Below are 12997 nucleotides of genomic sequence, written 5' to 3'. Positions count from 1 at the left end.
GAAACTGCCGCCCGCCGAGACCTGCGTATTCTGCCACAAGCCGCCGCTGGCGGTCGCCGTGGCGCTGCCGCCCGAGAGGATGCGCGCCCCGCTTTCCGTGCCCCCGGCGGAGACGATGGCGCTGCCGCCCGAGTTCAGGATCGTGCCGCTCGCGACACCGCCGGAATAGACATATTGCTCGCCGCCGCTCGCGACTGTCGTGCCGCTCACCACGCCGCCGGCATGGACATCCTGGTAGCCGCCGCTGCGGATCACATCGGCCGAGGTCACGGCGCCTGATCCCACCCGTTCGGTGCCACCGCTCGAGACAGTCGTCGAGACGGCAAGGCCGCGATAGACGTTCATTGTGCCGCTGGCATAAAGGGTGGTGGCGCTGGCCGTGCCGCGGCTGACATAGATTTCGCCGCTCGTGACGGCGGCATTGATGCTGGTGCCGTTGACACGAAGCGTGGGGCGGCCAAGGCCGCCACCAGAGACGACACTGGCGATCGCCGTCCCTCCGGACTGCACGGTGATGTTTCCGGCATTGGTGATGACCAGCAAGGAGCCGCCCAACGCGCTCGCATTGCTCACCACCGCGCCACTTTCCACGATGAGATCGCCCCGGCTCACCACGATGTTGGACGCGCGGCCGCCGGAGGCGATGTCGAGCAAAACACCCTGGACCTGGACACCCACGGAACTGCTCACTTCCAGCCCGCTCGCGCTGCCATAGACCGTCACGGTGCCGCTGGTCAGCGTGCCGCTTCCGGTCAGCAGGCCGCCGCTGCTCACCACCGCGGAGGTATAAAGCCCGCTGCCGCCCACGATGGTGCCGCCCGAAAGAATCTCCGTGCCACCGCTGCTGACGATGCTGGCCGAGGCCGTGCCCCCGCTATAGACCAGCAGGGTGCCCCCGCTTTTGACCTGGGCATTCGCCGCATTGCCCGAGCTGAAGACCTCTTCGGAGCCACCCTGGCTGACGATCGTGGAAACGGCCACACCGCCCGAGCCCATCACCTCCCGCCCGCCGTCCGACAACACAGTGGTGTAGGCGGTACCCCCGGTGCGGACGATTTCGAGCCCGCCCGAGGTAACGGTGAGACCGGTCGTATAGGCGCCGGAGGAGACGATCACCGTATTGCCGCTGGTCACTGACCCGCTGGTCAGAGACTGCCCACGGGTGAGAATGGTCTCGGTCATGTGTCGTCATCTCAAAGGTTGGGTTGGCAAACGGGCGCGACAGCACCACTAACGAAGCCGTTAGCAGATTGCACAGAGCCCGGCCAAGACCATATCGCAGCAACCGGCCATGGCGTGTTGTGGCAGGGAACGGAGACCGTCGGCACGCGCAACCTGGAACGATCGCCGGAGAGCCATGTCATGAGGCGCACCACCTCATCGCTTGATCGCTATCACGAAAAGCGCCGCTTCTCGGACACGCCCGAGCCCCGCGGGACCCGTCGGCGCCGCAAGGCCGGCGCGCTACGCTTCCTCGTCCAGAAACATGATGCGACGCGGTTGCATTACGATTTCCGCCTGGAACTCGACGGTGTGCTGCTGAGCTGGGCGGTGACCAAGGGGCCGAGCCTTGACCCCGCCGACAAGCGCCTCGCCGTCCGTACCGAGGATCACCCGCTGGAATACGGGGATTTCGAGGGCATCATCCCTAAAGGGAATTACGGCGCCGGTACCGTCATGCTGTGGGACAGCGGGACCTGGGAGCCGATCGGCGACCCGCATGAGGAGCTGGAGAAAGGAAAAATCGCCTTCAACTTGCACGGCGAGAAGATGCGCGGCCGCTGGGCGCTGGTCCTCATGCGGAAGGCGAGCGAAAAGCGTGAGAACTGGCTCCTCATTAAGGAGCGGGACGAGGAAGCCTCAGAAACCCGCGACCTCATCGATGAAATGCCGGATAGCGTCGCCAGCGGCCGGGATCTGGCTGCGATCGCGGCCGAAGGCGGCATCTGGCGGAGTGCGCCTGAAGGTGGCGCAGACGCCAAGAAGGCCCGCGCCGCCAACCCGCACAAGCGCCCGGGCTTCGTTGCACCGGAACTCGCCACCCTCGTCGCGGCACCGCCGCAGGGGCAGGACTGGCTTTTCGAGGTTAAGTTCGACGGCTACCGCATTGAAATAGCGGCAAGCGGCGAGGATGTGCGCGCCTATAGCCGCTCTGGCCTGGACTGGACCGAACGCTTCCCGCGCCTTGTCGCCGCCGCCAAGTCGCTCGATCTCGACGGCGCGTTGATCGACGGCGAGGCCGTGGTCATGGATGCCGAAGGCCGCAGCGATTTCGGTTTGCTGCAGCACGCGCTCGAATCGGGCAAGGGCGAGATCGCCTACATGGCCTTCGACCTTTTGCACGAGGGCGGCAAGGATTGGCGTCCCCGCCCGCTTGCCGAGCGAAAGGCCCGGCTGCAGGCGCTTCTCGCCCCAGCCGAAAAAGATGGCGTTCTGCGCTACAGCGACCATATCGCGGCCGACGGCGGCGCCCTTCTCGCCATGGCGCGGGACAAGGAGCTGGAGGGCATCATGGCCAAGCGGGCCGACCGCCCCTACCGCTCCGGCCGCAGCGAGGCCTGGGTGAAAATCAAGGTGGCCCAGGCCCAGGAATTCGTCATTCTTGGCTACCGGCCATCGGAGAAGAAACGCGCTTTCTCTTCCCTGCTGCTTGGCCTGCAGGAGGAGGGCGGGCTGCGCTATGTCGGTCGCGTCGGCTCCGGCTTTTCGGCCGAGACACTGGACCGGCTGGCGGAGGAGTTTCGCCGCCTCGCGGCATCAAAACCCGCCGCTTTGGACATTCCGCACGACGTACTGCGCGAGGCCAAATGGGTGAAGCCCGAACTCGTGGTGGAAATTGCCTTCGGCGGCTGGACCCGGGACAAGCTGATCAGACAGGGGCGATTCATGGGAGTGCGCGAAGACAAGCCGGCCAAGGAGGTGACGCGGGAGGAGCCTGCGCCGAAAACTCGCCGGAGTAAACCCAAAGAACGCGAGGGGGATGACAGCGCGCTCGGCGTCATCCTCACTCATCCAGACAAAGTGCTGTTCCCCGATTGCGGGGTCACGAAACGCGATCTCGCCGCATACCTCGCCGCCGCCGCTCCGCATCTGATGCCCTACGCAGCGGATCGCTTCGTCAGCCTCGTCCGTTGCCCGGACGGAATTGAAGAGGACGCCTTTTTCCAGCGCCATCCCGGCCGAGGGATGGATCCTTCCTGGCATCATGCGCCGGTCCGGACGACTCACGGCTCGGAGGAGTATCTCTATTTCACCGAGGCACGGGCGCTTCCCGCCGCCGCGCAACTCAGTGTGATCGAATTCCATATCTGGGGCAGCGACCGGGCGCATCTCGAGCAGCCGGACCGGATCGTCTTCGATCTCGATCCGGACGAGGGATTGCCCTTCACCAGGGTCAAAGACGCTGCTTTTCTTATGCGTGACGTGCTGGAGGCTTTGGGCCTGCGTAGCCTGCCGCTGCTCAGCGGCGGCAAGGGCATCCATGTCGTAGTGCCCATCCAGCCGGATCACGATTGGCAATCCGTCAAGGAATTCGCGGGCGAACTCTCCCGCCGGGTCGCGGCGGACAAGCCCGATCTCTATGTCGCCACCATGAGCAAGGCGAAGCGCAAGGGGCGAATCTTCATCGACCATTTCCGTAATGAACGAGGTGCGACCGCGATCGCTCCTTTTTCGCCCCGCGCCCGTCCCGGCGCGCCGGTCGCCTGGCCGGTCTCCTGGGCGGAACTCTCCCGCATGAAGGCTGCCAACGTGGTCCGGCTTCAGGATGCTGCGGCAATGCTGAACGAGCCCTCGGCCTGGCGCGGCGAGGCAGGCGAACCGCAGCGGCTCACCGCCGCTGTGCTGGCCGCCGTCGGGATTGAGCCCTAACCCCGGTCCTGTGAGTTGTCCCTCGGGCGGATGGAATCGGGCGTGTCAGACGAGCTCCGGTTTCGGCAGGCTGATATGAAGTTCCCCCTGGGGCACATCCGAAATGCGCTCGGCATTCAGCTGCTTCAGATGTCCTTCCAGCAAACGCTCGCGCAGCGGGTCGAACAGGGGTGCGATCGGAACCGGTCCGACGATCGCGAGGCGGACACGGTCGGCTTCCTGCCGGGTCGAAATGGAGGCTGAGCCGCCGGCCTGATGCGTCGCATCCAGGATTGGCGGCAGAGCCACAGCAAGGGTGAGGCCGAAGGTGATGGCCTGGTCGAGATTGATCATCAGGCGCGCTTCGCAGCCGGCCGTCTCGACCTCATGTGTCCGCCCGCCCGCGACTTCGACAAGACCGGAGACGACCTCCCGGATGAGGTCGTCGATCGACACTTTGATCATTTCGCCCGAGGCATAGACGACGCGATAGGCCGCGGCCATGGACTGGACATGCTCTTCCAGGAAGCGAATTTCGCCCCGCCGGTCCAGCGGCAGCATCCTCTTTTGCACGTTCATCAGGCTCACGATAATTTGCAGGTTGTTCTTCACCCGGTGGTGAAGCTCCCGCACGAGGCCATCGCGGTCATCAGCGATCGCCTGTGCCTGACCTTGCGTGTCACCCATTCGCCTGCCCGCCCCGCCCATCGCTTGGCCACGACTCATAAGAGTTTTTTCGTCATCGCTGAACTTTGTCACTCTGTCCAACACTGCCCACCTTCTCCATATCGGCACGAGACGAGGAAGTGCCAGGGCTTAGGGGCTTCACCTCAGCTTTACCTTCAAATGATCCATTCAGCGCGTCGGTGCGACACGGAAGCTTGATGATGGCGCCCCAGGCAGGTACTGCAATGAGGGAGGCTCGGCCAGCCGGCCGACGGGTGCCTCCCCCGCCTGCCCGTCTTTTCTACGGATGATGCTCCTCGGATGACGCAGATGCACAACACGAACCAGATCGCCGCTCACCTTCCCTATCTTCGGCGCTTCGCCCGCGCGCTCACCGGCAGCCAGTCCGCCGGGGACGCTTATGCCGCCGCCGCACTGGAGACGATCTCGGTCGAACCCGATGCCCTGCCGGCCGATCTCGATCTCAACGCGGCGCTCTACAAGGTCTTCCTCACTATCTGGGGCTCGGTGCCGGCCAACCGGCGCCATCATGCGCCGGTGCTGGCCGATGCGACCGCGGCCGAAGGCCACGATATCGAGCAAATCACCCCGCTGCCGCGCGTCTGCTTCCTGCTGCATACGATGGAGGGCTTCTCGTCGGACGTGATCGCGAAGCTCGTGGATCGCCCGGTGACCGAGGTGCGCCGCCTGATCGACGAGGCGGAGAAGGAGATCGCGGCACAACTGCATGCCGATGTCCTCATCATCGAGGACGAGACCATCATCTCCATGGATCTCGAAGCCCTTGTCGGCGATCTCGGCCATCATGTCGTGGGCGTTGCGCGCACGCGGACAGAGGCCATGGCGCTCGCCAGTAAGACCCGGCCGGGCCTCATCATGGCCGATATCCAACTCGCCGACGGCAGTTCGGGCCTTGATGCGGTATCGGACATCCTGGCAGGCGCCGAAGTGCCCGTTGTCTTCATCACGGCCTATCCGCAGCGCCTGCTGACGGGCGACCGGCCGGAGCCGTCCTTCCTCATCACCAAGCCCTTCCAGCACGAGGCGGTAAAGGCGGTGATCAGCCAGGCGCTGTTCTTCGACCAGCGCGCCCGCCTCGGCCGCAAGACGGGCGCCGCGCGCCGCTCCGTCTCCGCCTGAGAACAAAAAAACCCGGGCGATCGCTCGCCCGGGTTCGTCTTCATCTAAAGGCCGCCTTTCGGCGGCCTTTTTTCGTCTCAGCCGCGCAGGATTGTGCGGCCGGCGTAGCGCGCGCTGGAGCCGAGCGCGTTCTCAATGCGGATGAGCTGGTTGTATTTCGCCACGCGGTCGGTGCGGGCGAGCGAGCCGGTCTTGATCTGCCCCGCATTGGTCGCAACCGCGAGATCGGCGATGGTGGTGTCCTCGGTCTCGCCCGAACGATGGCTGATGATGCTGGTGAAACCCGCGCGATGCGCGATTTCCACCGCTTCCAGCGTCTCGGTCAGCGTGCCGATCTGGTTGACCTTCACGAGGATGGAATTGCCGGTCTTTTCGGCGATGCCGCGGCGCAGACGGGCCGGGTTGGTCACGAAAAGATCGTCGCCCACCAGCTGCACGCGGCCCCCGAGCTTCTCGGTCAGCAGCTTCCAGCCAGCCCAGTCGTCCTCGGCCAGGCCGTCCTCGATCGAAAAGATGGGATATTTGGCAACCAGCGCCGCGAGGTAGTCCACCATGCCGGCGGAATCGAAGGTCTTGCCCTCACCTTCCATCTTGTAGGCGCCGTCCGCATAGAATTCCGTGGCGGCAGCGTCCAGCGCGAACATCACGTCCTCACCCGGACGATAGCCGGCCTTTTCGCAGGCCATCGTGATGAAATCGAGCGCCGCTTCGGCTGAGCCGATGTTGGGGGCGAAGCCGCCTTCGTCGCCCACGTTGGTATTGTGGCCGGCGTCGTGCAGCGCCTTCTTCAGGGTATGAAAGATCTCCGACCCGATGCGCACGGCATCGGAAATGCTCGCCGCGCCCACCGGCGCGATCATGAATTCCTGAATGTCGATCGGGTTGTCGGCATGCTGGCCGCCATTGATGATGTTCATCATCGGGACCGGCAGGGTCCGCGCATCGACACCGCCGAGATAGCGATAGAGCGGCAGGTCGTATTCAATCGCCGCCGCCTTGGAGACGGCGAGCGAGACCGCGAGCATGGCGTTGGCGCCGAGCCGGCTCTTGTTGGGCGTGCCGTCGAGGTCGATCATCAGGTTGTCGAGCTTCACCTGCTCCGAGGCTTCGAGCCCAGCCAGCGCCTCGAAAATTTCGCCTTCGACGAAGCCCACCGCCTGGCTCACGCCCTTGCCGCCGAAGCGGGTCTTGTCGCCATCGCGGAGTTCCACCGCCTCATGCGCGCCAGTCGAGGCGCCGGAGGGGACGGCGGCGCGACCCATGGCACCGCTCTCGAGAATGACGTCAACCTCGACGGTGGGATTGCCACGGCTGTCGAGGATCTGGCGGGCAACGATGTCGGCGATGGCGGACATGGCTTTTCCTTCCGGGGTGTCGTTCGGCCACGGCGTAGAACTGCCGTCAGAGGAAGGCAAGGGCTCTGAGTGGCACAAACGCTCTCATGTTAATCTTTTGTTCAAACAGTCACTTCGTTCCGAACAGCCGGTCCCCGGCATCGCCGAGACCGGGGCGGATATAGGCATGCTCGTCGAGCTCCCGGTCCAGCGCTGCGGTGAAGACCGGCACGTCCCCGTGTTCCTCCAGCATCACCTGCACGCCCTCAGGCGCGCTGAGAAGCGAGAGGAAGCGAATCTGCGCGGCGCCTGCCTTCTTGATGACGCGTACGGCGGCGGCGGCTGAATGACCGGTCGCGAGCATCGGATCGACCGCGATCACCAACCGATCCTGTACATCCTCGGGCAGCTTGGTGAAATATTCCACCGGCCGTTTCGTGACAGGGTCACGATAGAGGCCGATATGGCCGACGCGGGCCGAGGGCACGAGGTCGAGCAGACCGTCCAACAGCCCATCCCCCGCCCGCAACACGGAGACGAAGCAAAGCTTCTTGCCGGCAAGCAGCGGCGCCATCATCGGCTCCAGCGGCGTCTCGATCGGCACCATCTGCAGCGGCAGGTCCCGCATCACCTCGTAGCCAAGGAGCAGGCTGATCTCCTTCAGGAGATGGCGGAACTCCTTGGTCGACTTCTCCCTGCGGCGCATCAGCGTCAGCTTGTGCTGAACCAGGGGGTGATCGACGATGGTGAGGTTCGGAAAGGCGCGCATGTCGCCGGCACTCGCTTCTTGTTCGGAAATTCGGTCGCGCATGATGCCGTCCGCGCCGTCCATCGGCAACGGGTGGGCCATCGTCCCTTTGACCCCGCTGACTATGGCTGCTTCAGGCTCGACGGGGTCGGCGCGCCCTTCTTGTTGAAGAGGTCGCGCAGGAAGCCGGGGGCAACCATGGACAGCGCATTGACGTGTACCGCGGGGTTGTTGATGGGTCCGACCAGCTGGAAATCGGCGGCGAAGATCCCGCCGCCCTTCTCGGGGCTGAACAGCTTGCCGATCAGCGGAATGTGGCCGAGCAGGGAATTGAAGAAATAGGCCGGCACAATGGTGCCCTGGATGTTGAAGGCATTCTGCGGCAGGTCGACCGTGCCATGGGCAGTAAGGCCCAGGGACGCGCTATAGGCCCGCGCATCAGCCAGGGTCAGCTTGCGGCTCTCAAGCGTGAAGGGCGCAACCAGCTTGCTGAAGAAAAGACCCGACCCATGCATGAGGTCGACGACGCCGTAAAGCGTCATGCCCTGCAGCACTTTGGCGACAGTCGGTGCATTGCCGAGTGTGAACTTGTCCATTTCCACGGTGCCGCTCAGCGGATGGGTCGGCCGGCGATCGTCGTAGGACGCGTCGATTCTGAGCGCGCCGCCATTGATCACGTCATAGGCGTTGGTCGCCTTGAGGAGGCCGCCGAGATCGGCGCTCGTCAGCGTCACCCTCCGGCTGCCCGGGCCGTTTGGCACAATGCTGAGATGGGTGAGACCGCCGGACGGCGCCACGCGGACGGAGACATCGGCGCTTTGCACGACCGTCCCGTTGTTCACCACCTGCCCGCGGAGTCCTTCGATCACGCGCGCGCCCCCCGCGGCCATGCGCCCGAAAAGCACCCGGTCGAGCGAGACGGTCGCCCGCCAGGGCGGGTGGGGCGCGAATTCGTCCTTGGAGGAGATGGTCGACAGCGCGTCATTGGCGGGCTTGACGCTCGGGCTCGCCTTCTTGCCGAAGACGCCGGAGAGATCGAGCGCCTTGCCCTGGACGGCAATGACATAGGGGTCGCTCTTGGCGGCGGGCAGGCCGACACTGCCTGAAAGATCGGTGACGCCGAGCCGCAGGCGGTCGATGCCGATGGCTGAAAGCCGCCCGTCCGTGAAGCTCGGCCGGATCGCGACGTCGATGCCGGGCCCCTGGAGGTTTACCGGATCGAAGGCGATGATTCGGTCGCCCTGCAGGGCGAGATGCGCGGTCGCGGTGGCGCTGCCCTCGCCGCCCGCCCAGGCAATGGCATTGACGCGTAGATGCGATTCGGGAAGGGCCAGACGGGCGTTGATATCGGTCCGTCCACCCCGTTGAGCCTGGACCGCGACACTCGCATCGGCGGTGCCGTCCAGTATCCCGCCTGTCGGAATACCGGCGGCGGCAAGCTGGGACTGGTCGGCGGTGGCACTCGCCTGAAGGGAAGCCACGACCCCGCTTGGCGGGCCTTTGGTGAAGCTGGTGTCGAGCGCAAGGGTCACTGGAATGCCGGCGAGCGCCGCGCTGCCCGCCAGGTGCAGCTTTTCCATGGTGGCGTCGATGGTGAGCTGCCCGTGGGTCACGTCGCGGCCGAGCAGCAGGCCGGTGAGGCTGAGATCCTGCAACGCGGCATGGGTCGTCATGGTGATCTGATTGGTCGTCACATTTGCGTCGAGGGGCAGTGCCAGCTGCACCCGCGTCGTCACTGTCCCGCTCGTCACCTTCAGCGGCAGCGGCACGCCTTGCAGGAGATGGAGCCGCGGATGATTGACGAGTGCGACGGCTTCGGCGACCGGGCCCACAAGGTTCACCGTGATCGTGCCGATCTGGTCCCGCGCGGAAAGTCCGGTGATCACGATGCCGCTTTTGGAGAGAGTGAGGTCACCCTGCCGCGCATCGTCGACGCGAATGGCGATCGCATCCGGCCCCTGCAACACAATCGCCCCATTTACCTGTGTTAGCGGCGGAATGGGCGGCAGCCAAGTCACGGTCAGGCCCTGGGCCGGGACCGTCCCAGTTGCCGAAAAAACTTCAATATCAGAGAGATCTTGGTTGCTCTTCAGACCAAGGCTCACCGTGCCGTCATGCAGCTGCCCGTCCCGAACCTGGGCCTTGATCCAGTTGCGGGCGCCGTCCGCGAAGCCCGGCGGCCAATAGGCCGGCACGTCGTCCGATGCGACGTGATCGATGCCGAGGCCGAGGGACGCAATGATGGCTCCCGCCTCCCAGGTGGCGCCGCCAGTGAGCGTAACCGTGGGCGGCGGCGCGCTGCTTACGGCGCCGAAGACGATATGCGAATCGGAGTCGACGGCGAGATGGCTCTCGTCACCCGACAGGCTCACGTGGAGCGCGGAGACCGGAATGATCGCGCCGTCAATTCGCAGATGGCCGGCACCGCCGGTAACGCTCGCCCGCAGATCGGTGATCCGCGCATCCGGGCCCGCCGCGAGTCCTGCCTGGGCCTGCACAGCCATATCCGGCACCGGCAGATCGCCCCGGGCGCCGATGGCCGCGAGCATGGCCGCCGGATCGCCGAGGATCGCCGTCGCATCAAGCGTCACCATGCCCGCCGGGCTCACGGCACCGCGCAGGCTGAGGCTCGGCCGCGCGTCCGCCGTCGCTGCCGGCAGCGGGCCCGCGCGGGAGGCGAGCACACCGGAGGCCTGCAGGCTCAACCCGCCGCTGTCGCCGCGCGCCGCCACGAGCGAGAAATTGCCGAGCTGCAGCGCCTTGTCGGACAGATCCGCGCCCGTGGCCGGAGCAGCGGCGGCGGCGGCTGCCGGTTCAAGAACGAGGCTCGCCCCTGTCACCGTGATGCGGCGCAGTTCCGCGAGGCCCGCGAAACGCACCGGGGCGAGGTGGCGATCGTCTTGCGGCGGCTGCCGCAGCACGGCGATCGCATCCCGCGCCGTGGCTCGCACGTCCCATGGCCTGGCCGGACGGCCGCGCTCTGGCGGCCCCGCCTCGTTGCGCGGGGCCGCGCGCCGCGCCGAGACACGCAGCCCGTCCAACGTCACCACCCGGGGCGCGAAGGTGCCGCGCACCGCCCAGGCAGCGGACAGGTCCAGCGCCGCATGGTCGAGGCTCACACTGCGATCCCGCGCGCGGTCCACAACGGAAATGCCGTCACCGGTCACCTGTACCGGCTGGTCCGGCCCGCGGGTGAAGCCGCGCCAGGCGATGGCCAGGTGCTGCACGGAGATGCGATCGTCAGGCACCGCGGCATGCGCGATGCGACCGAGACGGGGCAGCATCCAGGAGAGATCGACCGGCCCCTGGGCAGCCCGCCAGGCGAGCATGCTGCCGCCGATGATCAGGATGAGCAGGATGCCTTCGACCAAAAGGATCGCGGCCTGCAGCGGCCAGCGCCACCATCGGCCGGGGCGATGCCTGCGCCGGGGGGCGGGCGCCGGCGCGGGCACGGGCGGTCCTGCTGGCACCGGCAGGGCAGCCTCGCGCAGCGGCTCTTGCCCCGGCTCTTGACCGTCCTGCCCGCTCATGGCCAGCCTCGGCCGCGATGAATCCCGAGGAACCTGCCATCCGCTGGCCGCAGCCGGCCGACCCCGACGCCGCGGAAGATTTCGCGGCCCGCTTCCGCGCGCAGGTGCCGGGGGCAGGAGGTCTGCCGCCCGGCATGCTGGCCGCGATCGGCGGCAACAGCCCCTATCTGTCCGAACTCGCTCTGAATGAGCCGGAGACACTTCTGACGGTCGCGCAAGCGGGCCCGGCCGCAGCCGTGGAGGCCGCCTTCCGCAGCCTGTCCGAAACCAGCCCGGCCGCGTCGCGCGCCGCTGTCGCCGCAAGCCTGCGGCGGGCGAAGCGCCAGGTGGCGCTGGCTGTGGCCCTCGCCGATATCGGCGGGCTTTGGGGCCTTTCGCTCGTCACCGGCGCGCTCTCCCGCCTCGCCGAGGCAACGCTGCAGCTCGGCCTCCGGCATCTGCTGCTCCAGGAACATGACCGCGGCCGGATCGCGCTGACCGACCCTGCGCGGGACCCCGTCGCGGGCAGCGGTCTCTTCGTCCTGGCGCTCGGCAAGCTGGGCGGCCGGGAGCTGAATTATTCGAGCGATATCGACCTCATCGTCTTCTATGACCCCGCGGCCATTGCCACTCCGCAAGAGACTATAGGCGCAACTTACACGCGCCTAGCCAGGGATCTCGTCAAGCTCATGGAAGCGCGGGAGGTGGGCGGCTACGTCTTTCGGGTCGATCTGCGGCTGCGGCCCGATCCCTCGGCCATGCCGTTGGCCATCTCCGTCGCCACCGGCATGACCTATTACGAAACCATGGGTCGCAACTGGGAACGCGCCGCCTTCATCAAGGCGCGGCCGGTGGCGGGCGATATCGCGCTCGGTCAGTCCTTCCTCGATGGGCTGCGCCCTTTCGTCTGGCGCCGGCATCTCGACTTCGCAGCCATCGCCGATATCCACGCCATGAAGCGGCTGATGGACGCGCATCGTGGCGGACCCATCCCGGAAGGGCCGGACCCGGTGGCCCGGCTCCTGGCCCACAATCTCAAGGTCGGGCGCGGCGGCATCCGCGAAATCGAGTTCCTGGCGCAGTCCCAGCAGCTGGTCTGGGGCGGGCGGCAGCCCATCCTGCGCGTCGGCGCCACGCTTCCCGCGCTGCGCCTGCTCACCCGCCTCCGCCACATCACGAGCGAAACAGCGGCCGCTCTCACCCGCGCCTACCGCCTGCTGCGCCAAGTGGAACATCGGCTGCAGATGGTGGCCGACCGCCAGACCCATGCCCTGCCGGGCAGCCGCGAGGGCATGGCCGCACTCGCGACCTTCATGGGCTTCGCCGCGCCCGAGGCCTTCGCCGAGGCGCTGCTCCGCGAACTCCTCGCCGTCCAACGCCTCTACGATTCCTTTTTCGAACTCGAGGACGAGGACCATTACGAGGCGGAAGCGATCACCGTCGGCCCCGGCGGCACTGCGATGCCGGAGGCGATGCTCGCCCGGCTGCGGAGCCTTGGCTATGCCGACGGGCCGCGTATCGTGGAGACGATCCGGCGCTGGCTTTCCGGCCGGCCACGCGCGCTGCGCTCGGAACGGGCGCGGAGCCTGCTCGAGCATCTCCTGCCGCATATGCTCCGCGCGATTGCGAAACAACCGCAGCCGGATCAGACCTTCGCCCGTTTTGACCATTTCGTCTCCGCCCTGCCCGCCGGCATCCAGCTCTTCTCGCTCTTCAGCCGCAATCCGGCG

The 12997-nt window shown here is 66.5% G+C and carries 7 protein-coding genes and 1 pseudogene; 3 read left to right on the top strand and 5 right to left on the bottom strand.

What is annotated here, in order from left to right; all coding sequences use genetic code 11:
- Window positions 1–1182 (bottom strand): AIDA repeat-containing protein (locus tag VL752_RS22010; protein ID WP_325358777.1); only part of this gene is annotated, 1182 nt, incomplete at its 3' end.
- A gap of 180 nt (window positions 1183–1362) precedes the next feature.
- Between VL752_RS22010 and ligD the strand changes: the two genes are divergently transcribed.
- Window positions 1363–3870 carry a DNA ligase D gene (ligD, locus tag VL752_RS22005; protein WP_325358775.1) on the top strand — a complete coding sequence of 836 codons (2508 nt, stop codon included), beginning with the start codon at window positions 1363–1365 and terminating at the stop codon, window positions 3868–3870.
- Window positions 3871–3915: 45 nt separating this feature from the next.
- Here the strand turns inward: ligD and VL752_RS22000 are convergent, their stop codons facing one another.
- Window positions 3916–4536 (bottom strand): histidine kinase dimerization/phosphoacceptor domain -containing protein, encoded by a 621-nt coding sequence (locus tag VL752_RS22000; protein ID WP_325358773.1) that lies wholly within the window; start codon window positions 4534–4536, stop codon window positions 3916–3918.
- Between the two features lie 309 nt (window positions 4537–4845).
- Here VL752_RS22000 and VL752_RS21995 point away from each other — a divergent pair, with 309 nt between their 5' ends.
- On the top strand, window positions 4846–5676 hold the full coding sequence (locus VL752_RS21995) for a response regulator (RefSeq protein WP_325358771.1): 831 nt from the start codon (window positions 4846–4848) through the stop codon (window positions 5674–5676).
- A gap of 77 nt (window positions 5677–5753) precedes the next feature.
- Here VL752_RS21995 and eno read toward each other — a convergent pair whose 3' ends face one another.
- The 3 genes from eno to VL752_RS21980 form a co-directional block, all read right to left on the bottom strand.
- Window positions 5754–7031: a phosphopyruvate hydratase gene (gene eno / locus VL752_RS21990; RefSeq protein ID WP_325358769.1), complete on the bottom strand. Its 1278-nt coding sequence runs from the start codon at window positions 7029–7031 to the stop codon at window positions 5754–5756.
- A 109-nt stretch (window positions 7032–7140) separates the two neighbouring features.
- Window positions 7141–7779 (bottom strand): uracil phosphoribosyltransferase, encoded by a 639-nt coding sequence (gene upp, locus VL752_RS21985; protein WP_325358779.1) that lies wholly within the window; start codon window positions 7777–7779, stop codon window positions 7141–7143.
- A gap of 101 nt (window positions 7780–7880) precedes the next feature.
- On the bottom strand, window positions 7881–11288 hold the full coding sequence (locus VL752_RS21980; RefSeq protein WP_325358767.1) for a DUF3971 domain-containing protein: 3408 nt from the start codon (window positions 11286–11288) through the stop codon (window positions 7881–7883).
- Between the two features lie 17 nt (window positions 11289–11305).
- On the opposite strand from VL752_RS21980, the pseudogene VL752_RS21975 reads away from it, so the two are divergent.
- Window positions 11306–12997: pseudogene (locus tag VL752_RS21975) on the top strand (glutamine-synthetase adenylyltransferase); the annotation flags it as partial.

Origin of the sequence: Acidisoma sp. (assembly GCF_035492295.1) — a bacterium.
GTDB lineage: Bacteria > Pseudomonadota > Alphaproteobacteria > Acetobacterales > Acetobacteraceae > Acidisoma.
The sequence above is the reverse complement of the archived record's forward strand: the minus strand, read 5'-3'. Positions and strand labels throughout refer to the sequence as shown.

Bases quoted from the DNA above. Each gene is read 5' to 3' on its own strand.
- ligD (WP_325358775.1), top strand. From the start codon at position 1,363: ATGAGGCGCACCACCTCATCGCTTGATCGCTATCACGAAAAGCGCCGC.
- VL752_RS21995 (WP_325358771.1), top strand. From the start codon at position 4,846: ATGCACAACACGAACCAGATCGCCGCTCACCTTCCCTATCTTCGGCGC.
- eno (WP_325358769.1), bottom strand. From the start codon at position 7,031: ATGTCCGCCATCGCCGACATCGTTGCCCGCCAGATCCTCGACAGCCGT.
- upp (WP_325358779.1), bottom strand. From the start codon at position 7,779: ATGCGCGCCTTTCCGAACCTCACCATCGTCGATCACCCCCTGGTTCAG.
- VL752_RS22000 (WP_325358773.1), bottom strand. From the start codon at position 4,536: ATGGGTGACACGCAAGGTCAGGCACAGGCGATCGCTGATGACCGCGAT.
- VL752_RS21980 (WP_325358767.1), bottom strand. From the start codon at position 11,288: ATGAGCGGGCAGGACGGTCAAGAGCCGGGGCAAGAGCCGCTGCGCGAG.